Raw genomic sequence first — 25119 nt, forward strand, 5'->3', positions numbered from 1 at the left:
ACTTTGTTTCTCTGATTATGGGTCAAAAACAACAGGCATATCTTTCTTTGGGCAGTAACTTGGGCAATCGTTATCTGACCCTTCAAAAAGCTATATTTAGCATTCAAAAAAAAGTAGGGAAAGTTCTGGCACTCTCGTCAGTTTATGAGAATCCCGCTGTTGGTTTTGAAGGTGAGGATTTCTTAAACGCTTGTGTAGCGATTATCACGGATTTATCTCCAACAGAACTGCTCACAACCTTGCTTCAAATTGAGCGGGATTTTGGTCGAGAACGAAGCTCTGGGGATACCTACCAATCTAGAACATTGGATATTGACATTATTCTTTATGGGAATGAAATAATCCATACCAGTGAACTGGAGATTCCACACCCTAGGATGGACCGCAGGAATTTTGTCCTAAAACCCTTGGCAGATATAGCGCCTCAGTATTATCATCCTGTTCTTAACAAGGACATTCGTAATTTATTACAGGAATGCAAGGATAGGAGCAAGCTCAGCAAAACCAAACATCAACTGTTCAAGAATCGTTTGGAATTGTTTTCCAAGCTTCAGTTTATTTCTATTGAAGGTAATATTGGGGCAGGAAAATCCACTTTGTGCAAGATGATTGCAGAAGATTTTAATGCTAAACTGGTTTTGGAGCGTTTTGCAGACAATCCCTTTCTTCCCAAGTTTTATGAAGATCAGGCTAGATATGCTTTTCCTTTGGAAATGTCTTTTTTGGCAGACCGTTACCAACAATTTTCTGATGACACCTCCCAATTTGACCTTTTTAAGAGTTTTATGGTCAGTGACTATGATATTTTCAAATCATTGATTTTTGCAAAAATTACCTTGCAAAAAGAAGAGTTCAACCTGTATAGAAAAGTTTTCAACTTTATGTACAAGGAAGTGAGAAAGCCACAGATTTATCTTTATCTCTACCAGAATACCGAACGCCTTTTAGCAAATATTAAAAAACGCGGAAGAGATTATGAGCAAAATATTGATGCAGCCTATTTAGAAAAAATAAATCAGGGATATATGGATTTTATTAAAGGGCATCCAAACCAAAATAGTATGATTTTGGACCTGAGCGACTTAGACTTTGTAAACAATAAATCTGATTATGAATCCATTTTAGAACAGCTTGATGAACGAATTCTTTTGCTATAATTTTGGGAGAATTTTAGGAAAATGTTTGGATATAACGAATGGTTTTATTTTATTAGACCTCTCTAATCGAGAAACTAACTAACTCAAACTATATGTTTAGCCCTGAATTTTCAGGGCTTTTTTGTTTTTAGGAGTTTATTTTTGACCAAATATCCCACACTACAACTCCCGTACTTACAGAGATATTTAAAGAATGTTTTGTTCCAAATTGTGGAATTTCCAAAACCACATCGCTTGCCGAAACCACCTCTTGAGATACCCCTTTTACTTCATTTCCAAAAACAAGTGCCAGCGTTTCGTTTTCTTTGGTTCCAAACTTATTCAGCATAACAGCATTTTCAGCTTGTTCCACTGCAATTGTCTTTACCCCACTACTTTTCAGCTCTTCAATAAGTTCCAACGTGTTTTCGCGGTACTCCCAGTCTATACTATCTGTTGCTCCCAAAGCCGTTTTCCTAATGTCTTTATGCGGAGGTGTTGCCGTTATACCACACAAATAAATCTTTTGTACCAAAAAAGCATCGGCCGTTCTGAATACCGAACCTATATTATTAAGACTGCGGATATTATCTAGGATAATGATTATAGGAGATTTTTCGGCTTTCTTGAAAGTGGCTATATCCAGCCGGTCCAATTCGCTATTTTCTAGTTTACGCATCATACTTTTTAACTATCACCCTCAAAATATCAACAAAAATTTTTGAAACATCTGGAAAGCCCTACATTCGTTCTAACCTGATTATCGACAAAAATAAAGGAATAATATCGCTTTGGCAGCTACAACAAAAACAAAGAAAGTAACACCGTTAATGCAGCAATACAATGCTATCAAGACCAAACATCCTGATGCGCTGTTGCTTTTTAGGGTTGGAGATTTCTATGAAACTTTTGGAGAAGATGCCATAAAGGCTTCCAAGATTTTAGGCATTATTCTAACCCACCGGAACAATGGTGGTGACAAAACGGAATTGGCCGGTTTTCCTCACCATTCTTTAAATACCTATTTGCCCAAGCTGGTAAAAGCAGGCCAACGTGTCGCCATTTGTGATCAGCTAGAAGACCCCAAACAAACCAAAAGCATTGTAAAACGTGGTGTTACAGAGTTGGTTACGCCAGGAGTAGCTCTTAACGACGACATTCTATCCGCTAAAAGCAATAACTTTTTGTGTGCTATACACTTTGGGCGCAACAAGTTTGGAATTTCTTTTTTAGATATTTCTACAGGAGAGTTTTTAACCTCCGAGGGGTCTGCAGAGCAAATGGACAAACTACTGCAAAACTTTGCCCCAAATGAGGTTTTGGTCTCCAAAACCCATAAAAAGGAGTTTTTAGAGATTTTTGGAACGCAATTTCATAGTTTCTTTTTGGAAGATTGGATTTTTCAAGAAGATTATGCCAATGAAAGCCTAACCTCTCACTTTAAGACCACAACTTTGCAAGGTTTTGGAATTGATCATTTAAACCACGGCATTGTTTCTTCAGGAGCGGTACTCCATTATTTATCCGAAACCCAACACAGGCAGCTACAGCATATCAACAAAATACAAAGGATTGCCGAGGAGGAATACGTTTGGATGGATAGATTCACGATTAGGAATCTAGAACTGTATCACTCCAACAATCTTAATGCCATTACGCTTTTGGACATTATTGACAAGACCATTTCCCCAATGGGTGGAAGACTTCTAAAACGTTGGTTGGCATTGCCTTTAAAAAATATTGAAAAGATTCAGCAACGCCATCAGGTTGTTTCATATTTAACCGCTGAGGAAGAAGAACTTGAAAAGGTACAGCACTGGATAAAACAGATGGGCGATTTGGAACGATTGATTTCAAAACTGGCCACTGGAAAAATAAACCCCAAAGAAGTCGTTCAATTAAAGAATTCTTTGGAAGCCATTGTTCCTGTAAAGCAATTGGCCCTGGAAAGCACTAACGACTCTCTAAAAACAATTGGGGAGCAATTAGATGCCTGTGAAGCTTTACGCTCAAAAATCAAAGAAGTTCTTAATGAGGAAGCTCCCATTAACCTTCAAAAGGGAAATACCGTAGCCATAGGATATTCTACAGAATTGGATGAACTAAGAGATTTAGCTTTTTCCGGTAAAGATTATCTGGACAAAATGTTACAACGAGAAACAGAGTCCACCGGTATTACTTCTCTCAAAATTGCATCCAACAATGTTTTTGGTTACTACATTGAGGTCCGTAACACCCATAAGGACAAGGTCCCGGAAACTTGGATCAGAAAACAAACCTTGGTCAATGCTGAGCGCTACATTACCGAGGAACTCAAAGAATACGAGGCTAAAATTTTAGGTGCTGAAGAGCGTATCTATCAATTGGAGCAACAGTTGTTTGAGCAACTTTTGGTCTGGATGCAAGAATATATTGCCCCAGTTCAAAAGAATGCTTTTTTAATTGCACAATTGGATTGTCTCTGCGGATTTGCCCAATTGGCCAAAGAGAATAATTATATTATTCCAGAGATAGACAATTCCACAAAACTTGAAATAAAAGATGGACGTCATCCCGTAATTGAAAAACAATTGCCCTTGGGCGAGAGTTATGTTACCAATGATGTTGTTCTAAATAGAGATGAACAACAGATTATTATGATTACAGGACCCAATATGAGTGGTAAATCTGCCATATTGAGGCAAACGGCCCTAGTAGTCCTTTTGGCTCAGATGGGAAGTTTTGTCCCTGCCTCTTCGGCCAATATTGGCGTTGTGGACAAAATATTTACCCGCGTTGGTGCCAGTGACAATATTTCTATGGGAGAATCTACTTTTATGGTAGAGATGAACGAAACGGCTTCTATCCTAAACAACCTTTCTGAGCGTAGTTTGGTACTGTTAGATGAAATTGGTCGTGGAACGAGTACTTATGATGGCATTTCCATTGCCTGGGCCATTTCTGAATATCTTCATGAACATCCTGCTCGTGCCAAGACCCTATTTGCTACGCATTACCATGAACTTAATGAGATGACCACCACTTTTGGTCGAATTAAAAATTACAATGTCTCTGTTAAAGAACTGAAGAACAATGTGCTTTTCCTTCGGAAATTGATTCCGGGTGGTAGTGAGCATAGTTTTGGTATTCATGTAGCAAAAATGGCAGGAATGCCGCAGCAAGTGATTCAAAAAGCCAATAAAATTCTTCAAAAGCTGGAAAAATCGCATTCTAGTGCAGAAATGACGGATAAACTACAGGCCTCACAAAACGAAATGCAACTGAGCTTTTTTAATTTGGACGACCCCCTTTTAGAAGAAATTAAAGAAGAAATTTTACACCTGGACATTGATACACTCACTCCTGTTGAGGCACTTATGAAGCTTAATGAAATTAAACGCTTGTTGAGCAAGAAGAAAACAGCATCCTCTTAAAAAAGTTCTTTCTATTTTATAGAAATGTATTAAATTTGCATCCGCAACGGCAAAATATGTTGTTTGCAAATGTTCCTTAAAATGCGAAAATAGCTCAGTTGGTAGAGCATCACCTTGCCAAGGTGGAGGTCGCGGGTTCGAATCCCGTTTTTCGCTCAAAACGCTGGTAAACAGCGTTTTTTTGTTTAAGTCCTGCTCGAGTGGTGGAATTGGTAGACACGCCGGACTTAAAATCCTGTGGGCATTAGCCCGTGCGGGTTCAAGTCCCGCCTCGAGTACTTTAAGCCCTGTAAACATAATGTTTATGGGGTTTATCTTTTTTTCTTCCTTGCATTTTCCTTGCAATGTCCCAAAATTATTGGTTTTCTTTGACTAAAATTATCTTCAAGAAGGGAGGCAGATTTAGCTTAGTAAGCATTAATCTTGCCGACAAATAGACTATTTTATTATTGCTAACATAATTTATACTAACTAAAAGAGATTTTCCTAAAAGCCTTAATTAGTTGATAAAGCAATATTCCCATTAGCGCCCTATGGATGTAATCTAAAAAATACACTGTACTCGGTAAGTTTGCTCCATACAATTCCTGTATATTTCTAGCGGGATTTAAAAGTTGTGCAAACTTGCTTAAATGATTACCAATTTCATAACCAGTTAAACATATACTATTATAGCTTATGTTAAACACATATCCAATTTTATTGGAAAAGAATGGAACGATGACCTCATCGAACGTTGTTGTCTTTCCGTCAATTCTAAATATGTTGCTTCTGTACTTGAATCCGATGAGGTGAGTTTCTCTCATAGTGGCTATCTATTCGGGTATTGGTGGGATGATGTAAAAAGTGAATATGGTTTTTTATGGTCAAAAAGGCATTTACATTTATGATTAGGTGAGCATAGAGAGTATCGCTAAAATTTAATACTTGTAAATCCAAACATCCACTATTTCCTCGCTTTGATTCCTCCAAAACGGGTAATCAATAATTATTACCTCACCATCATCAACAAATACATTGTCAGCTGCTGAAACAACCGGGAGTTCACTGGGGGTTCCAAAAAGGTCATCAGAATCAAATATTCTCAAAGTTGAGTCAACTCCCAATATGTATACTGAACTTCCATCTTCAGAAATGAAAACGTCTCTGGCAGTTGGAGCAACTTGTTCTCCTTCTTGGTTATCAAACCCTGACTTCCACAACAAAATTGTTTCACTACCGGTCAATACGAAATCAACCTCATCATTGGTCTTGAGCAAATCGGCACCCGCTCCAAAAACCCTATCAAATAATTCAGCTGAAAGCCTATTTCCCATTAAGTCGTATTGAAAGGTTGAAATGCCACTCCCGCTGAAAACAGCAAGTTCAATTTGATTAGCACTCGATTTGTTATATCCAATGAACTCTAACCCGTTACTAGAAAAATCAACCGAATTCAGTAGTGTAAGACTAGAACGATCGTAAGTATACAACCGATCTGTACCACCGACAAAAAGGAGGTTGTTAACCTTAAGAACTTGACCAGTGTAAAGGTCGAATTGGCCAGGCAACTCAATTGTATTTATTATATCCAAAGTTGTACCATCAACAACTAGGATTTTCCCGAAATCATCAACGATATAAAGTTCGAACCTGCCATTGTGAACACCATCGGATATAGCAAGCTTAGCCCTAAAATCTGTCCAAGTTATATTATCAAATTCCTTCTCAACAATAACTTGATTTTCCTTGTAGTTAAAAACTGTAATCTTCAAAGGGTTGATAGCAAACCCCTGACTATCTCTGTCATATGACATGAAGTATAATAAATCATCCTTGGAATTATGAAAAATATTGACATTGAGTAATTGGGTAGAAAGGACTAGGGCACCATTCAAAGTTTGAAATGTTAATTCCTCTCCGTAGGAAGTGCCGCCATCGTTAGTGGCGTATGCCCTAACATAATATGTTGTATCCGTTTCAAGTGATTCTATTGTCGCCGAAAAGGAATCAATTCCCTGTCCAAGGGACAATCTATTGTTGCTAATAGTCGGATTAGGTAACGTATTCCAAACAAAACCCTTTTCAGAAATTAGACTTGATCCACTTGCTATAACACTGCTCGAGGCTTCGATGTTGATAGCGCCGATATTCATTATCTCCGATGCGCCAAGGGAAGGGAGAACAATGTCTTCGTTTGGATTTTCTTGTGGAGTTTCATCACCTTGGGGATCATTGGTAATTATAGGTTCTTCACTTGAAGAACTACACGCGCAAACAATGAGAATTGTAACCAATAAGCCGGTAATTACGTTAAGTTTCATGGTGGGATTTTGAATATAGTATAATAATACAAACACGATGTTCCATTACCAAATGTTTTGGGAGTATTAACCCAAATCTCCGACAACGGTTTATAGACAAGGTCTCAAGAATCAAAAACAGTAAGTATAAATTCCTTTTTTTAGCGTTATAAAAAAAATCCGTCATGCTCGGCAGTGATGTTGGAATTTATTACAATTGATACTAAGTTATATTAAGTTCAATGTTGAGTTTTGCTAAGTTCATAATGTGAACAGATGGCAAGGAATTGAAAATCTAACCACTACGCGCGCGTAGTGACCATCAAAAAGTCTTCCATTACGCTACCTCAAAATACTTCTTTGTGTTGGTAATACGATAGGAATGATACTTGCCCATCCTTACCTCAACATCAAATCCCAACTGGACCATTAAGTACAAATAGCGTTATACGCTCTTTCCGTGGATGCTGAGTTGCTCGTTTATCTCCCTGATGGTTCTGAACTCTGAGAAGAACTTTATGAGTTTAAGCACCCTTTCCACTCGTCTGGTGTTGTTTATGGGATTTCCTTTAATTATGAGCCTAAACTAGGTTAGTTTCAATAGTAAAAGCGAGTTATTCAAATGAAGTGTCTAAGATTGTGAGTGAAACGTCCTTAAGATGGAATGAAGCAAAATTCTTATGTAAATTACATAAAAGCACTTCTGTCTTAAGTAGGTAGACTCTTTTAATTATTTGATTATTAGTGGTTTTTCCTCAAACTCTCTTTCATCTCGTCAAAAAAAATTTACGCGAAGCATACATTCATCAATCAAAATCGTGCATGCGTCAATTTCTTCCAAGTTAAAAGGGACATATACACTACTTTTTTGATTCTAATAAAATTTTTAAAGGATATGAAATTAAATCGACTATTTCCTGCAGCAATAGTTATAATAACAGTCTGTTTAACTTCTTGCACCACAGAAGATGGGTTGGATGGAGTTAAAGGCGACCCTGGTACCATAGGGGACGGTGCAACCGGTATTAATTGTTGGGATACTAATAGTAATGGCACAAACGATGAGGAAGAGGATACGAATCAAGATGGTGAGTTCAATGCCCTTGATTGTAGGGGAATGGATGGTGCTGATGGAGCGAACGGAGTTGACGGAGTTGACGGGGAAAATGGAACAAACGGAAGCAACGGGGAAAACGGAGTTGACGGGGTTGGTCTTGAAGATATGCTCAGATTCGGATCTATTGAGGTAGAATTACAAGGAATCAGACCGGATAATGTAGCCTTTGCTAATAATGAGTCTTTCAGATATACCCCTGTCGATGGAGATGATATAGACACATACAACAGTGTAGTGTCTAATAATCAAGGAAATGATATTGTATACCAATTTGAATTACGCCGTTTTTTAAGTACACCTGATGAAGTGTACCAGATTGCCTTCGCTGATATTTCATTATCCATAACCAAACCAGAGCAACTTCCATTTGTCTTTAATCAAGCTTCCATACAAATAAACAACTACGCAGTTATAGGAAATGACAATAAATACTTTGTTTTGGATGATCAGTTTGACAATAATGGTCCCGGGGTCACTGATTTTGTGCTTTCAGATATATCTTTTGATACTGTTACGAACAATCTCCAATTTTCCTACTCGTTTACCGTCGATGCTGCAAACAACGACTCTAATAACGAACTCAACATATCCGGCAATGTAGACGTATTTGTTTTGGAACTGATAAATTAAGGTTGATTTTTCCTGAGAATGAGCATCTATCAACTCAAACTAGTCGCACATCAATTCTTTCCAAGTTTCTATATAAGGTCAAATTATTTTTGTCACAAATAACAGTACAACCCTTATTAAAACAATACTTATGAAATCACTTGGATTAATAACCTTGACAATACTTTCCTTAACAATTTGTATGAGTTCCTGTTCTGGAGAAGATGGAACTAATGGAGTTGATGGAATTGATGGCACCAATGGAATAGATGGTGAAAACGGGGTGGGTTTTGACGAACTGACCAAATATGGATATGCTACCATGAAGATGGAAGGCACAAGACCAGATAATCTTGCATTTACAGATTCTACTTCATTCAAATTTTTCCCAGTTGGCGCAAATTTTCTTCAAGTTGTTCCTCCTGATTTTCCAACAAACTCAGTTCTTTTTTCTCAACAGGGACCAGATACCTTTCATGAATTTGGCATAGCTCGCTTTCTTAGCGCTCCAGACGATTTTTATCAAAATACCGGCCTAGGGTTATTTCTAAATGTTAAGAATTTAGGGCAATCCACGCAGAGTATAGAGTTTGCCTATATGAATGTTGTCAATTACTCTGTAATAGGAGACGACAATATGTATTTTGTAATCAATGACGGATTTTCGAGTGCACCATTTCTAAATGCTGAAGTGGCCGATTTTGAATTTTCCAATATTGCCTATGACTCCACTACCCAAATCCTTACCCTATCATATTCGGTTTCAGTTGTTGCACTTAATAATAGTAGTGGTAATGACTTAACCATATCTGGAACGGTAAATGTGACTCTTCTGGAACAAATAACTGCTCCATAAAACACATCCATACCAAGACTATTAAATAATCTTGGTAATCAGTGAAAAAATAAAAACCAAGCCAAGCCAAAACCTTAGCTTGGCTTTTATATGGTTGACTACCAAACAAAGTAACATTAAAAGAAACGGGAAATGGTCAAGCGTAAAAAGCTATCTTCTCTAAAGTTTCCTAAGATAAATTCGTCATCCGCAACAGAACTGAAGATTCTAGTTTCTATTTCTGCACGCCAATTAGAACCAAAGCGTCTAGAGGCCTCCAAGCTAAAAATCTTGCTACTAGATTCTAAATCGGTAACACCACCAATTAATATGGATGTATCTTGAATATCATTAAAGGCCAATCTACCTCCAAAGAAAATATCATTTTGTAATGCATTTAAAGACAATTCATCCCTTTCGTCATAAAGGTATTCCCCCAGCAAACCAATATCCAATCCATTTCCATCAATATTACTGAACGTATATTCCAATCCAGCTACCAGTGCCACAAAGTCCTGGGCATCTGCATTCCTATAAATGGATTCCAGTTTCCATAGAAAAGCATCATGGGTAATCTGCACATCTATCCCTGTTTGATTTATTACTGGATAAAAAGACTCAATGTTACCAAACGAATCAAAAATAAAGAGCGGTTCACGCCCAGTTCCATAAAAATGGGAAAGCCCTACATCAAAAATCCCAAAATAATGCTTCCAACGCACGGCAAAATCTTGTCTCCATTCTTTAGCCCCACTTTCATAACCTATATCATCTTGGTTTATGACTGTCCCAAAACGCAACCTTCCTTTTTCTCCAGTAAAAGTCCGTTTTCTGTTAAAGGGTAAATAAAAGAAATCAAACGCTCCTATTTTATTGGTAATGTAACTGTACTGAACCATGGGCTGGCCCAATTTTTCCTCACCATCAAAGGTTTCTACAGCGTCAGTTTGATTTATAATATCTACCAAATGGTTACTCTCCGCAACACCCCAATACACTTTTTTGAGCCCTATACTAAGCTCCCAATTGCTTTTTGCTTTTTGATAATACAGTTCACGTATATCCCAGTGGGTACGTTCATCATCCCTATCCAACCTAAAAAAGCCAGTGAAATTGACGCTTTCATAGCCTTTGTTCCATTCTATTGCATAATCTGGCCGTATGGCAATAGATGGGTAATGGTCCAATTGTCCGGCAAATTGGGCATCATTAAAAAAATAACGATACTCTGCTTCCAGTTCCAATTCAAATTCTTGCTCTGGCCTATCCTTTTTTTCTTGTTGGGCACTTGTTGAAAATACACCCATACAAAGTATAACTGTGAAAATATACAGTTGTCCATTCATTCTTATATCTATTGAAAACGATTAAAAAAAACAAGGCCAAGGTATTTACAAGCTTTACACTATCACCCCAAAAGCTCATTAAAGAGAATACCCCGGCTTTGATACTTTACAATGCGTTTTGAAGCATTTTAGCTCCCTGCTCTTTTTAGCGCCACCTCTGTAAAATCTTCTTCTGCCAGCTCTGCCCCAAAATTGTACTCTCCAAATTTCAATACCGTTTCTTTGTTACTTTGATGATTTACCATTGTAAATGTTGCTGCTCTCCAGAATTTATTCTTATAAATTTTATAATCGGTATAGGTCAATGTCTTTAGCAATGCATTTTTTCGGTCGTAGAACTCTATTTTTTCCAAACGATACCCTTTGCTTTTGTTGTAGGTTACAATTCTTCTTGTATAACCAGACTTTGGATCCACGGGATCTTGTTCCACTACCAAAAGATCACCTTCTTCTTTTACAAACTTATAGGCGTACTTTTCTATTTCTTGAGAAGACAAATCTTCATAGGCGAACTCACTGCCCACAAAAGGTCCAGACTTGTTGTTGGAAGAAATTCTTTTCACTCTTTTTATAGATGGCAAATACAACCATTGATCGTCCGTTCCTATTTTATGGGTAAATGTCAATGTCGCCGTTCCCTTAACATCTTTTGGACTTTCGAAGACAATTAAAGATTTATCGCCATCCGTAGTCAATTCCAAAGTACGGGTAGTTAAAAAACGTTCACTTGTTTGTCCGTTTTTGTTTTTAAGGGTCATTTTCAAGTCTACGATCGAACTTCCAAATCCTTCATCCGCCTTTTCAGCTGCTTTTGCAATCTGTAATCCGCGTTCTTCATTTGATTGTGCATTAATACCTGTAATTGTTAGTACTAAAGCTGTTATTGGTGTAAAAAACTTTATTCTTTTCATGATGTAAAATTGTTTGTGTTTATAATTTTTATTTATCCAGTTGCACTTGCACTTTGGATGTCTTAATGGTTTTCTCTTTTTCCTTACTGACCAAAATCAATAAAGAAGGCAGGAGAATAAAATCTATGATCAATGCGGCTATAATGATGATTACCGTAATTCTGGCCATATAACTATTAAGCGCAAAAGAGGATGTGGAAAGCACTATGAAACCTGCCAATAGAACAACGGTAGTGGTTACCAAGGCTTTACCAACAGTTTCAAAAGCGTAAATAATAGCTGCTTTTGCATCATATCCCAGTTCTCTTCGAGCTCGTAAAAACTTGCTCATAAAATGAACCGTGTCATCCACGATAATTCCTAAGGTCATCCCAAAAACGATTACCATTCCTGTATTAATGGTTCCTTTGAGCAGATACCAAAGACCAAAACCTACCAATACGGGAGCAACATTGGGTATAATACTTAACAACCCAAGCTTAAAATTCCTTAAGGCTAACATCAGCACCAAGGAAATAAGAATAAGCGCTATAATATTACCTTTAAACATGCTATCTGCTTGTCGGAAACCTAATTTGGAAAACATGAGCGTTGGACTTACCGCAAGAGCATGCATGGGCTCAGGTGCATTATCCCTCAACCATTTTTCCGATCTTTCGGCAAAGGCAATCATTTCTGCGCTTGAATTGTTCTCCAGGGTAACCGTAACCCTGGATTCGGATTTATCTACATTGATTTGATTGTTTAAATCCAATCCAAAAGGAAGAGAAAGTTCATATAGCAAAAGATACTGAGCAGCTTCTTCCCTATTCTCTGGGACTTTGTAGAAAGATTCATTATCCCCGTGCATAGAACGATTTACCCTACGGGCGACCTCACTAAACGCATTTACATGAACCACCTCTGGTTGCTCTTCCAGCCAATCTTCAAATTCATTTAGTTTTCGCAGGTATTTAGGGCTATTGATTCCTCCACTTTCTCCGCTGCCAATTGAGAATTCCACATTGTAAAACCCAGTCAGGTTTTCATTAATAAAATCGCTGTCTTGCCTAAATTGAACTGTAGTATCAAAATATTCTACAAACTCATCATTAAACACATTTTTCCTTGCTAAAAAAGTAAGCAGTCCAATAACCACTATGGAAATTACAGTTAGCTTAACCGGCTGTCTAACCACAAACATTCCCAAATTGGTGTACCAACCTATTTTAGCTTCCTTTTGTTCCTTTACCTTTTTGGATTTCCAAATTGGAAAGATCGCCATCAACGCAGGCAATGTGGTTGTTGAAAACAAAAAGGCCATACACATACCAAAGGCAACTATGTTTCCTAGATCCCAAAATGGAGGTACATCACCATAGTTTAAAGTTAGAAACCCTATTACCGTGGTTAAGCTGGTGATGAATACCGGCATGAAATTTAATCGCATGGACTCAACCAAAGCCTCTTTCTTTTCCAATCCTTCCTTACGGACTTTTTGAAGGTATGTGATAAGAATATGAATACTGTCCGCAACTGCCAAGGTTAATATCATGGTAGGGAAAACAGCTGAAGGGGGAGTTAACTTAATTCCATTTAAACCAATAAAACCGACAGCACTCATAATAGAGAACAGCACAACAAGCAAAGTTGCTATAGTCGCAAAAATATTTCTGGTAAGCACCAGTGTGACCACAACAACGATCAACAACATGAGCATGGTAAGCATTAAATCTTTCTGCGAGGATTCAAAAAAAGCAGTATTCAATGGAACCAATCCAGTGGTATATACATCAAATTCGGCATGTTTTTCTTGAAACTTGGAAATCATCTCCCGGGTAGCAATTGTCACCTCTGGAATTTCCGCAGCACTATTTTCTCCTGGAAGACGCACGGTAACATTAATAGCCGTAACACTCCCTTCTTTATTGATAATCCTATGGACCAACAAAGGTTCCTTCAATGCCTTTTCCCTAATCTCTAGAATTTCTGCATCTGTTTTATTTGCTGAGTCATAGGAAAGGTCATCAACATATAGATCGTCTCCATTTGCGCTTGTATGCTGAAAATTAGTTACCGCATCCACTCTGGATGAGTAAGGAGTGTTCCAAGCTTCTGCGGTCAACTCTTCTATAGCAGTAAGGTTATCTCTTGTAAAAACATTGCCATTTTTTGGTGCCAAGACAACAATAATATTGTCATCCTTTGTATATTTTTCTTGAAGTGCGTCAAATGCCTCCAGTTCTGGATTAGACTCACTAAAAAAAACGTGATAGTCTCCATCAAATTCCATTTTCCCTTGAGAGCCAAGTCCTACGGCCAATAATATGGTCAATAATAGAACAGGCCATTTGAATTTAATTACAAAATTGGCCCAGTTCTTAGCAAATGCATTGGTTGCATTTTTAGTTTTTTGGATTGCGTTCATTTATTTAAGGTTTATTAAGGTGTTTTGTTTTAGACGATTTACATTGTTTTTAATTGGACAATTATTTTTGGTATTTTAAATAATAGTTGGTCGGTCAACTTTAAAAATAGTAATTGAAATCATAATCATATTGAAATACAAACCATTAATAGATGACCGGTCACTTATAAATGGTTTCAAAAAAAATTAGCTAAGTATAAGTGATCGTATCATTTTCATGAAATTATCAATAGGATAAGAACTATCCTGTTCTTTCATGGAAATCATAGCTCCCCTACCGGCATCTTCCATAAATGCAACTAAATTAGTCGCCTCTATATCGGGGTTGATTTCACCATTTTCCTGACCTTCAATGACCACTGATGTTATATGGGAATTCACAATTTCAGTCTTCATTTGCACGGCCAAACGAATTTCTTCATTATGCTCTGCCATTTCACTTACCAAATTGCACCCCATGCATCCCATCTTACAGTCAAACTCCTCTTTCAAGACTTTAGCCCGATGCTCATAGAAATTTAAAATCCGTTGCTTAGGAGAGACTGCCTTATTCTTAAGAAACTCCAAAGCAGGAGGAAACATAGTGTCAAAATACCTGCCAATGGCCTTAACCGTAAAATCCTCTTTGCTTTTAAAATAAAAGTAAAATGAACCTTTAGGAACCCCAGCTGCCTGAACAATATCGTTTACACTGGTAGCATTGTACCCTTTTGACCAAAGGATTTCCATTCCTTTCTCAAGAAGTGCATCACTTTTTTGTTCGCCTTTTATTGTTTTAATTTCCATTGAAGGACCAAATATATGACCAGTCGTCTAGTTTGACAAAACTCAGTCCAAATTTTAACAATTTTATTGGATTTGCAGTACTTCTTCAAAAAACTTTTCCGTCTCTCTTTTAACTGAAGCCAAATCTTTAGAGGTAATGGAAGAGGTCATTACATGATCTTCAACATTTGAAAAAGCCACCTTTCTTTTCAAACTGGCTTCTGTTCCAAGTTCCTCATACATATTAAGCATGGCAGGTACTGATACCACATTGTCCTGTACAGAATCGTTTTTATAAAAGTAGCCAAGAAAGACAGGTTGCGTTACCTTTTGAAAGGTTTCGGGTATCATTGTATTGTCAACCAATGCTTGCAAGTGTGTCAGTGCCTCTACCCTGTATTTGCTTGTCCAGTATTTTTTCTTCTCTTCACTGGCTTCAAATTCATGATAATCACTCTTTTTAACCGCTTTTGCCAAATTTACTCCCCATGGTCCAGCCAGCAACTTTGCATTTTTGTCATAAATCTCAATATTAGGCGAATACAAAAGGATTCCAGCGATATCTTCATCACCTCCCGCAAGATGTAATGCAAGTGTACCACCTGTTGATGTTGCCATTATAATCACCTTGTTTCCCAATTTTTTTGCCACAGCAATAGCTTCTTTTGCCGACCCCAACACTTTATCTGCTGTTAACTTGAGCATTGCTTCTTCCTCATTTAACCCATGCCCAGCCAAACGAGGTAAATACAAATTACACCCATAACGCCTTGCAGTTTCAATATGCAATGGGTTTCCTTCCATTTTGCTTGCAGACCATCCATGAAGGTAAACTATGCTATATTCGGTTTTTGATGGGATGCTATCAAACCAAATAATTTGTGCTTCGTTTTCAGGTTTTATATTGGTAATTGCTTTTTCTTTTATATTGATCCATTTTTCCAACTGAACCAAATCTGAACTCACTACCGGAAGTGTTTTATCCAAATTTGGTTTTTCCACTCTGGGGCCCAAAAAATAAATAACGGCAATAATAGCAATGGCAAGGACAAGTCCTTTGAGCGTTTTAAAAAGTATTTTCATTTGAACGTTTTATATCAATACTGCCCTAAAGGATTGATTTTTTAAGGAGTAACATAAATATACTATTTTAGACAGATGTACATTTACTTTCATGTCTAAACTAAGGATTCTTCTTAAAAACCTAGGGCCCGGGTTATTGTTTGCCAGTATGGCCATAGGAACTTCTCATTTAGTATTATCAACAAAAGCAGGCGCACAATATGGTTGGGTTATGGTCATCCCCATACTATTGGCCAACATTTTAAAATATCCCTTTTTTGAATTTGGGATCCGCTATACATCCGTTACCGAAAAAAGTTTAGTGCAAGGCTACTTAAATTTAGGAAGGAAATATCTTTGGATCTATGCTTTGGCAACCATTGTTTCAACATTCACAATTTTAGCCGCTTTATATGTTGTAACCGCAGGACTTTTCATGAATTTATTTAATATTTCTGGGGTAAGTGTGAGTATAATAGCTTTATGCCTTTTTACTTTCATAAGTGCAGTTCTTATTATAGGAAGGTATCGATTTCTCGAGAACTCTTTAAAAGCAGTTATTTCAATTCTATTTGTGGCTTTGATCATAACTACGATTCTTGTGCTACAAAAAGGTCCCGTACCTAATATTGAAGAATACCAAAGACCTGGAATTTTCAATGAAGTAGGCATACTTTTTTTAATTGGACTCATGGGCTGGATGCCCACAGCTGTTGAAGCTTCCGGATGGGTAAGTCTCTGGAGCATGGAGAATTTAAAAACAATGAAAGAGAAGCCATCCCTAAAGTTAGCTCTTCAAGAATTTAATGTGGGATACATATTAACGGCCCTGTTAGCTGTTTTCTTTTTGATCATTGGATGGATGACCTTATATGGTACAGGAACCGAGCTTAGCGGAAGTGCTGTAGTTTTTGCTGATCAAGTTGTAAGCCTGTTTACTATTCATATTGGTAATTGGGCATATATTCTAATTGCCGTTGCCGCTTTTGCTACGATGTTCAGTACTTGTATGACTGCTCATGACGCTGTATCCAGAGTAAGTATAGATGTTCTGGAGAAGCTTTTCCCCCATAAAAAAGAGCTTAAAAGTAAAAATGCTTTTGCTATTGCCGTAATCATAATGGCCTTAATCAATTGGGTGGTTATTTCTGTCTTTGGTGCCAATATGGCCAATCTCGTTGCCCTTGCCACATTTGTCTCTTTTGTTATGGCTCCCCTTATTGGATGGATGAATCTTAAAACAGTTATGGGTAAAGACTTTCCAATGGAAAACAGGCCTAAAATGGGATTGCAGATATTAACGTACCTAGGAATATTCTTCTTATCCCTCTTTGCATTGTACTATTGTTGGGTAGTATTAAATTAACTTATTCAAAAAGAACATTGTCATTAAGAACTACAATCAATGATCTTTGATTTTTCTGATGCAATACTTCCAAACAAAAAACGCCATTGGTGCAATTGTTTAAAATTTTATCCTCGCCATAACCAATGGAATAAAGGATATTGGAAGATGGCACTCCATTCCCAACCAAATATTTTTTAATAGCATCTGAGCGGCTTTGCGTTAATCTAAAATTTGTACTACTACCTCCCCTACTATCTGTGTAGGTTTCTATCCGAAGCTGTACAGATGGAAAATCCCCAACAAATGCCACAACCTTATCAAGTTCTGCTTCTATTTCTGGTGTAAGTTGGGAGAGACTTCTTCCAAAGAAGAACTTTTTAAGCTTAACCACCGTTTGCCCTTCTTTTTCTTCCACTAAATCATCATATTCAGAGACTTCCACATTATAATTTATGTTTTCTGCATCCTCTAGTTCAGCTTCGGTAAAACGTTTTGTAAAACTGGAATAACGCTCTTTGGACGACTCTAAAACCAATTCCTTCTGCCAAGGGATCTCCAATCTATAATTTCCTTCTTCATCTGAATAGGTCTCGGCCAATATAGAACCATTTACATCTTGTAAGTGAACCGCTACCTTATCCACAGATTCCGATTTCTTGTTACGTTTTACAACTTTTCCTTTCAACGTAATTGTTTTAAGCCCTGGTTTCTTATCGACCTTAAAACCATATAAATCATCCTTACCCTTTCCTCCGGGTCTGTTTGATGAAAAATATCCCAAAAGACCATCTCCTTCATTTCTCATGATTAAACCAAAATCATCCTCTGAAGAATTTATCCCTTTCCCAAGGTTAATAGGAATGCTAAATGCATTTCCATCAATATTTGACCTGTAAACATCCATTCCGCCAAGTCCGTAAAAAACATCAGAGGAAAAATAAAAACTGTCTTCAAAAATGTATGGAGCTATTTCATTTCCGGCCGAGTTTATTCTAGGGCCTAAATTTATAGGTGCTGACATTATCTGTCCCCTATTAGTATGTACAAAGTAAATATCCGTACCTCCATAGCCATCACCGAAATTAGCCGCGAAATAGAGTCTTTCTGTCTTTTCATCATAAAAAGGATAGTAAAAAGAAGTGCTTAGGTCTTTAAGCAATAATTGAAACCTACCCTCTTTTACCTGCATCCCTATTGCCAATGCATTTTTCCCATTCTCATTAAAAGAAAGTTCTCCATCCTCTGTATTCGACAATACATAAAAGATACTTTTCAAGCCTTCTGAATAATACGGTGTTGCTTTGTGATAGTTAGAACTCGCAATTTCAGAAAAGGGCTGTGCAGCTAATATTTGACCATTGCTTTGCAATCCGGCTTCATAAATGTTTAAATAACCTTCGCCAGCTGGAACATACCTTCTCTTAGTATCTTGCAATCTGCCGCTTGAAAACAATAATTGTTCTCCATAAAACGAAGGGGAGAAATCTGATTGTGGACTATTACCATTCAAGTTGAAAATTTGAAAATCCATCTCATCTCCAATATTGTTATCCTTCAATAGTTGAGTGTTAAATTCCAAATTCTCCAAAAACTCCTTTTGGAAGCTTGAAGACATCGTTGCCAAAAATGCTTCTTTCTTCTCTTTTTTAGCAGTTTTTGATAGGCTTAGCATCATTTTATTGAAATGGTGACTACTTATCAAAGTATCTTTCTTATACAATGAAACATAAGCATCAGAAGCTTTTTCAAAATTATTTGTCTTAAAGTAAGCATCTGCTAAATTCAAAAACTGCTGCTCAGTTAGAGTACCTTTTGTTAAATCCAGCTCATATGCACTTATAGCATTTTTATAGTCATACTGAAAGAAGTAATTGTCCCCCTTGGATTTTTTGTTTTGGGCAAAGCAGATGACCATACCTAAAAAGTAAACTAGTAGTGTAGTGCTTATTTTTTTCACCTTTGCCATATTAGAAAAATCTTGGGGAATCTATCTGTTTCGGTTTGCCTTTTAATTTTTTGTCCTTGCTTTTTGTTTTGGAGTTTCCACTTCCAAAACCACCACGTCCAATATAGAATTTTAGTATTGCCTCATGTGAGCCTCCGCTAAACTCTCCCAGCCCATTTGTATTATAATCATACGAATATCCTAAAAACAATCCATTGGAAACCTGAATACCTGCCAAACCACTGACTGCATTATCAAATCTATATGATGCGCCTATGGTAAGTGCATCTATAAATTGAAAATTAGCCGATAGATTTACGTTAACAGGAGATCCTTGAAGATAGTTCACCAAAAATGCCGGTTTAAACTTGGTGTTATCAGATAATTGAAAAACATATCCTCCAATTACGTTAAACTGCATATTATCTTCAACTATCGTTGCCACTTCATCATTATACAATCCATTGGTCAAAAAATTGGGAATAGAAGCCCCCAAATACCAATCTTCCTCATAAAGAAAGAGTCCTGCACCAACAGTTGGATAAAAGTTACTTAAATTTTCACCTATTATTGTTGGATCAGATGGATCCACAAAAGTACCTTCAGCATAATCCAAACTTAAAAGAGATCCTCCCGCAGACAACCCAAAGGACAATTTGGTGATATCCGAAACGTTGATTTGATACGAATACGCCAGATTGATAAACGTCTGTCTTGAAGGTCCCAACTCATCATGTACCACATTAAGACCTAGTCCAGTTTTTTCATTAGCAAATGGAACATTTACCCCGAACCGCATGGTAGTGGGCGCCCCAGGAATATCTACCCATTGTGCCCTGTATAGACCTGCTAGCTCAGGCGACTCAACCGTTCCTACATAAGCTGGATTAAAACTCCCAATATTATACATGTACTGTGTATACTGAGGTTCTTTTTGAGCCATACCAACACTCATAATTCCAATGAGAGTTAGAGCAAGTATTCCGTATGTTCTTAAACCAATTTTATTTGGCATGTTTCATTTATCTTATTATTTGAATCCACCCTTTTACTATTTCGGTTCCATCACCTGCAAGATCCAATATATAAAAGTAGGTGCCTTTTGGCACATCACCACTACTACCCGTTCCATCCCATGTACTATCGTAGCCTTGCATTTCAAAAACACTATTTCCATAGCGATCAAACACCTCTAATGTGTTGTCTGGAAAAAGCTCATGTTGTACAAGCTTAAGAGTGTCATTTTTCGTGTCCCCATTTGGAGAAAAAATATTGCACAAGGTTCCTGGGTCTTGACATGGGCTTTGGTTCACCTGGACAGAAACTGTTGCTGTGTCATTTGAACTCACCGCATCTACCGGAAACGAGGAAGCTATAGTTACTGTATTCTGAAGTTGCCCAGAAGTGGTAACGGTAACTGTAATTTCCAAGGTGATACTTTCTTCGGGTGTCAATTCAGCAATGGACCAAACCCCACTGGTTTGATCATATAACCCTTTTGATGCCGTATGTGAAACATATTCAAATCCATCACCGATTAAATCATTGACAAGAACATCCAACACCCTATCCATAGTTGTATTTTCAAGGGTTATGGTAAAGATAACCTCCTCACCTACTAACGGTTCGTTTTCATCAACCTCCTTTGTAATTGCCAAATCAATAGCTTCAGGATTACAGGCGGGGATCAAAAAAGGATCGCAACTATCTAAGGGATTCGTTGCATTCTCTGGAACTGCTGTTGTACTTGGGTCATCAACCACCAATACTTCTTCACCATCCGTTAAACCATCCCCATCCGTATCAGGATTGTTAGGATTTGTACCTAAATCATTCTCTTCTCCATCTGTTAAACCATCATTATCGGAATCTACAACACAATTGCTTACAGAAACTGTTACTTGTACCGAACTATTCACGCAAGGTGCCACAGCGCCATTCGTGGTGTATTCAAATACGTAACTACCAGAAGGCAAACCTTCAAAATCTACATTATTATCGGTGCCAATTGATAGGGTTCCTCCAGATAGGTCAGTGATTATAGTCCATACTCCTAAATCTTCACCTGCCAGGGTATCATCCAAATCAATAACCGATGGACCTCCATTACCTACTGCATTACAAGCAATAATATTGGTTGGTGTTCCTGCAGAAGGAGTGTCATTTACAGTAGCTATTACTTCTACCCTTTCAGTGCTACAATTATTGGACGTAGCCTCAACAAAAAACGAGGTAGTTGTTGAAATGGTTGGTGTCTCAAATGAAGGCCCACTGCTTAGTATAGTTCCGCCGATTGCAGTTGCATACCAGTTCAGGGTACTATCGTCAGTTACTGTAGCAGTCAATGTCAACGTTCCTTCTCCGCAAATGCTATCACCAGAGGTACTGTCAATATTAGGTGTAAAAAAACGTTCTAAGGATACTGTCAATACAGGACTAGCGCAATTATTTCCTGCATCAAAAAAGAAACCAAAATAAGACCCAGGTGCAGAGACGATGTTACTTCGGTGCGCAACAACTTGTAAAGGATCAGGATTGGTACTCCAAGTAAGTACACTTCCCGCAGGTGCCGAATTGGTAACATAGTCATTTAAATTAGCCTCAACCACATCGCAGAACTCCGTAGGTTCAGAGGTATCAAGAACAGGCGCGCTATTTCCCGCATTACATGGAATGGAACAATCCGTTACACTTATTGTTAAATCCACTGTTTGGTCAACACAAGGTGCTGTTGCCCCGGATGTTGTATATGTAAATGTATAGTCCCCCAAAGGTTGCCCATTAAAGTTTACAATATTGCTAGCATTTATAGTTATTGATGCTCCTCCCGGACTGCCAGTTAAAGACCAGTTACCTGTATCTGCTCCTGCTAATTGATCATCTAAATCCACCACACTATCTCCTTCTCCTGAATTATCACAAGTAGCAATGTTTGTAGTTGTACCCGGGGAAGGTGTTGTATTTTGCGTTAGGGTAACACTAAAAGTAGGGCTAGCACAGTCATTTATTGCATCATAGAAAAATCCAAAATAAGTATCAGCTGAGCTTACCGTGCTTGTTGGCAGATAATCTCCTGTTACACTCGTATCTGAATTAGTGCTCCATCTTAAGTCTGATCCTACAGGTGGAATACTCATCGTATACGCATCAAGATCTTGTGAAAATGCATCGCAAAAAGTAATTATTGAACCACCAATAAAGGTTGGTGCCGCGTTTCCAGCTGCGCAGGTGTCATCATCCCCTATAGTATTAATTGCTCTACGATTGGCGGGTAATGGATCAAGTGTTGCGGCACCACTGGTCACTCCCGTGAGGGTGATGATCACCGTCTCGCCTCCAGCCTCAACTATCACATCCTCAAGGACCGGAACCGTTATCGTTGCCGAGGTCTGTGTCGCCAATATCGTGACCGTACCGCTAAGCACTGTGTAATCCGTGCCAGAAGTGGCGGTGCTGCCCCCACCAACAGTATAGGAAATGACCGTGTCGCTATTAGAAACACCGCTCTGGGAAACGGTCAAAACTCCATTGGTCACAACACCTGCACCGTTCTCAGTACCGTCCGTAGTGTTGGTTATGCTTACAGTAGCGCTGTCATCGTCAAGTATCGTGTTGGTTGCCGTAAGGTTGACGGGTAATGGATCAAGCGTTGCGGCACCACTGGTCACTCCCGTGAGGGTGATGATCACCGTCTCGCCTCCAGCCTCAACTATCGCGTCCTCAAGGACCGGAACCGTTATCGTTGCCGAGGTCTGTGTCGCCAATATCGTGACCGTACCGCTAAGCACTGTGTAATCCGTGCCAGAAGTGGCGGTGCTGCCCCCACCAACAGTATAGGAAATGACCGTGTCGCTATTAGAAACACCGCTCTGGGAAACGGTCAAAACTCCATTGGTCACAACACCTGCACCGTTCTCAGTACCGTCCGTAGTGTTGGTTATGCTTACAGTAGCGCTGTCATCGTCAAGTATCGTGTTGGTTGCCGTAAGGTTGGCCGGTGTAGGGTCTAGCGTTGCGGCACCACTGGTCACTCCCGTGAGGGTGATGATCACCGTCTCGCCTCCAGCCTCAACTATCGCATCCTCAAGAACTGGAACCGTAATTGTAGTACTGAACTGACCAGCGATAATTGTAGCCGTACCGCCAAGTGCTGTGTAATCCGTGCCCGAAGCGGCAGTACCGGTAACTGAATAGCTTATATCCGTATTTGATATTGTGGCCAAGGTCTGGTTAATTGTCAAAACTCCATTGGTCACAACACCTGCACCGTTCTCAGTACCGTCCGTAGTGTTGGTTATGCTGATAGTTATGCTGTCGTCGTCAAGTATCGTGTTGGTTGCCGTAAGATTGACCGGTGTAGGGTCTAGCGTTGCGGCACCACTGGTCACTCCCGTGAGGGTGATGATCACCGTCTCGCCTCCAGCCTCAACTATCGCATCCTCAAGGACCGGAACCGTTATCGTTGCCAAGGTCTGTGTCGCCAATATCGTGACCGTACCGCTAAGCGCTGTGTAATCCGTGCCAGAAGTGGCGGTGCTGCCCCCACCAACAGTATAGGAAATGACCGTATCGCTATTAGAAACACCGCTCTGGGAAACGGTCAAAACTCCATTGGTCACAACACCTGCACCGTTCTCAGTACCGTCCGTAGTGTTGGTTATGCTTACAGTAGCGCTGTCATCGTCAAGTATCGTGTTGGTTGCCGTAAGATTGGCCGGTGTAGGGTCTAGCGTTGCGGCACCACTGGTCACTCCCGTGAGGGTGATGATCACCGTCTCGCCTCCAGCCTCAACTATCGCGTCCTCAAGGACCGGAACCGTTATCGTTGCCAAGGTCTGTGTCGCCAATATCGTGACCGTACCGCTAAGCGCTGTGTAATCCGTGCCAGAAGTGGCGGTGCTGCCCCCACCAACAGTATAGGAAATGACCGTATCGCTATTAGAAACACCGCTCTGGGAAACGGTCAAAACTCCATTGGTCACAACACCTGCACCGTTCTCAGTACCGTCCGTAGTGTTGGTTATGCTTACAGTAGCGCTGTCATCGTCAAGTATCGTGTTGGTTGCCGTAAGATTGGCCGGTGTAGGGTCTAGCGTTGCGGCACCACTGGTCACTCCCGTGAGGGTGATGATCACCGTCTCGCCTCCAGCCTCAACTATCGCGTCCTCAAGGACCGGAACCGTTATCGTTGCCAAGGTCTGTGTCGCCAATATCGTGACCGTACCGCTAAGCGCTGTGTAATCCGTGCCAGAAGTGGCGGTGCTGCCCCCACCAACAGTATAGGAAATGACCGTATCGCTATTAGAAACACCGCTCTGGGAAACGGTCAAAACTCCATTGGTCACAACACCTGCACCGTTCTCAGTACCGTCCGTAGTGTTGGTTATGCTTACAGTAGCGCTGTCATCGTCAAGTATCGTGTTGGTTGCCGTAAGATTGGCCGGTGTAGGGTCTAGCGTTGCGGCACCACTGGTCACTCCCGTGAGGGTGATGATCACCGTCTCGCCTCCAGCCTCAACTATCGCGTCCTCAAGAACTGGAACCGTAATTGTAGTACTGAACTGACCAGCGATAATTGTAGCCGTACCGCCAAGTGCTGTGTAATCCGTGCCCGAAGCGGCAGTACCGGTAACTGAATAACTTATATCCGTATTTGATATTGTGGCCAAGGTCTGGTTAATTGTCAAAACTCCATTGGTCACAACACCCGCACCGTTCTCAGTACCGTCCGTAGTGTTGGTTATGCTGATAGTCTGCCCAAATCCAAAACTAGCACCAAATACTATAAATGCTATTAAGAGTATTTTCTCTTTACCATAGTTAGAGAAAAGTAAAAAAAAAGCTTTTTTTAAGAAGGATAACATCACCTATTTAATGATTTTCAGTATAGTTCTCATTTTGGTTTTGGTCGGTGATTTGGGAAGAACCAATATTACTAAAAAA

General features: G+C 39.2%; 16 protein-coding genes and 2 tRNA genes. 7 read left to right on the forward strand and 11 right to left on the reverse strand.

From position 1 onward, the window contains the following. Window positions 1–17: 17 nt before the first annotated feature. Window positions 18–1157: a 2-amino-4-hydroxy-6-hydroxymethyldihydropteridine diphosphokinase gene (gene folK / locus LV704_RS04695; protein WP_163421497.1), complete on the forward strand. Its 1140-nt coding sequence runs from the start codon at window positions 18–20 to the stop codon at window positions 1155–1157. Between the two features lie 127 nt (window positions 1158–1284). Here folK and LV704_RS04700 read toward each other — a convergent pair whose 3' ends face one another. Then, complete coding sequence (locus LV704_RS04700; protein ID WP_163421877.1) at window positions 1285–1815, reverse strand: RNA methyltransferase; 531 nt, start codon at window positions 1813–1815, stop codon at window positions 1285–1287. A gap of 151 nt (window positions 1816–1966) precedes the next feature. On the opposite strand from LV704_RS04700, the gene mutS reads away from it, so the two are divergent. The 3 genes from mutS (at window position 1967) to LV704_RS04715 (ending at window position 4827) form a co-directional block, all read left to right on the forward strand. Beyond that, the gene (mutS, locus tag LV704_RS04705; RefSeq protein WP_163421876.1) at window positions 1967–4549 is read left to right on the forward strand and encodes a DNA mismatch repair protein MutS; all 2583 of its coding nucleotides are present in this window, start codon (window positions 1967–1969) and stop codon (window positions 4547–4549) included. An 83-nt stretch (window positions 4550–4632) separates the two neighbouring features. Next, window positions 4633–4705 (forward strand) — tRNA-Gly (locus LV704_RS04710). 38 nt (window positions 4706–4743) lie between these two features. Beyond that, window positions 4744–4827, forward strand: a tRNA-Leu gene (locus LV704_RS04715). A gap of 189 nt (window positions 4828–5016) precedes the next feature. On the opposite strand, the gene LV704_RS04720 is transcribed toward LV704_RS04715, so the two are convergent. Beyond that, window positions 5017–5355 (reverse strand): hypothetical protein, encoded by a 339-nt coding sequence (locus LV704_RS04720; protein ID WP_163421496.1) that lies wholly within the window; start codon window positions 5353–5355, stop codon window positions 5017–5019. A gap of 114 nt (window positions 5356–5469) precedes the next feature. Next, complete coding sequence (locus LV704_RS04725) at window positions 5470–6852, reverse strand: fibronectin type III domain-containing protein (RefSeq protein WP_163421495.1); 1383 nt, start codon at window positions 6850–6852, stop codon at window positions 5470–5472. Between the two features lie 874 nt (window positions 6853–7726). On the opposite strand from LV704_RS04725, the gene LV704_RS04730 reads away from it, so the two are divergent. Together LV704_RS04730 and LV704_RS04735 are read left to right on the forward strand one after the other, a co-directional pair. Then, the gene (locus tag LV704_RS04730; RefSeq protein WP_163421494.1) at window positions 7727–8578 is read left to right on the forward strand and encodes a collagen-like protein; all 852 of its coding nucleotides are present in this window, start codon (window positions 7727–7729) and stop codon (window positions 8576–8578) included. 130 nt (window positions 8579–8708) lie between these two features. Continuing rightward, on the forward strand, window positions 8709–9413 hold the full coding sequence (locus tag LV704_RS04735) for a hypothetical protein (RefSeq protein ID WP_163421493.1): 705 nt from the start codon (window positions 8709–8711) through the stop codon (window positions 9411–9413). A gap of 116 nt (window positions 9414–9529) precedes the next feature. Here the strand turns inward: LV704_RS04735 and LV704_RS04740 are convergent, their stop codons facing one another. The 5 genes from LV704_RS04740 to LV704_RS04760 all read right to left on the reverse strand — a co-directional run bounded on the left by LV704_RS04740 (window position 9530) and on the right by LV704_RS04760 (window position 15904). After that, window positions 9530–10738 carry a hypothetical protein gene (locus tag LV704_RS04740; RefSeq protein WP_163421492.1) on the reverse strand — a complete coding sequence of 403 codons (1209 nt, stop codon included), beginning with the start codon at window positions 10736–10738 and terminating at the stop codon, window positions 9530–9532. A gap of 128 nt (window positions 10739–10866) precedes the next feature. Continuing rightward, window positions 10867–11649, reverse strand: a complete 783-nt coding sequence (locus tag LV704_RS04745; protein ID WP_163421491.1) for an outer membrane lipoprotein-sorting protein — start codon at window positions 11647–11649, stop codon at window positions 10867–10869. Window positions 11650–11677: 28 nt separating this feature from the next. Beyond that, window positions 11678–14056, reverse strand: coding sequence for an RND family transporter (locus LV704_RS04750; RefSeq protein WP_163421490.1), 2379 nt, complete (start codon window positions 14054–14056; stop codon window positions 11678–11680). Between the two features lie 186 nt (window positions 14057–14242). Further along, window positions 14243–14842 (reverse strand): TetR/AcrR family transcriptional regulator, encoded by a 600-nt coding sequence (locus tag LV704_RS04755; RefSeq protein WP_163421489.1) that lies wholly within the window; start codon window positions 14840–14842, stop codon window positions 14243–14245. 63 nt (window positions 14843–14905) lie between these two features. Beyond that, window positions 14906–15904 carry a carboxylesterase gene (locus LV704_RS04760; RefSeq protein WP_163421488.1) on the reverse strand — a complete coding sequence of 333 codons (999 nt, stop codon included), beginning with the start codon at window positions 15902–15904 and terminating at the stop codon, window positions 14906–14908. Window positions 15905–15995: 91 nt separating this feature from the next. Here LV704_RS04760 and LV704_RS04765 point away from each other — a divergent pair, with 91 nt between their 5' ends. Then, window positions 15996–17249, forward strand: a complete 1254-nt coding sequence (locus LV704_RS04765) for an NRAMP family divalent metal transporter (protein WP_163421487.1) — start codon at window positions 15996–15998, stop codon at window positions 17247–17249. Window position 17250: 1 nt separating this feature from the next. Here the strand turns inward: LV704_RS04765 and LV704_RS04770 are convergent, their stop codons facing one another. Genes LV704_RS04770 through LV704_RS04780 form a run of 3 tightly spaced genes read right to left on the reverse strand, consistent with a single transcriptional unit; the run spans window position 17251 to window position 25040 of the window. Then, complete coding sequence (locus LV704_RS04770) at window positions 17251–19197, reverse strand: OmpA family protein (protein WP_163421486.1); 1947 nt, start codon at window positions 19195–19197, stop codon at window positions 17251–17253. A 1-nt stretch (window position 19198) separates the two neighbouring features. Continuing rightward, window positions 19199–20191 (reverse strand): type IX secretion system membrane protein PorP/SprF, encoded by a 993-nt coding sequence (locus LV704_RS04775; RefSeq protein WP_163421485.1) that lies wholly within the window; start codon window positions 20189–20191, stop codon window positions 19199–19201. A gap of 7 nt (window positions 20192–20198) precedes the next feature. Continuing rightward, window positions 20199–25040, reverse strand: a complete 4842-nt coding sequence (locus LV704_RS04780) for a Calx-beta domain-containing protein (RefSeq protein WP_233782145.1) — start codon at window positions 25038–25040, stop codon at window positions 20199–20201. Between the last annotated feature and the right edge of the window lie 79 nt (window positions 25041–25119).

The sequence above is a fragment of the Flagellimonas sp. CMM7 genome, assembly GCF_021390195.1.
Taxonomy (GTDB): Bacteria; Bacteroidota; Bacteroidia; order Flavobacteriales; family Flavobacteriaceae; genus Flagellimonas.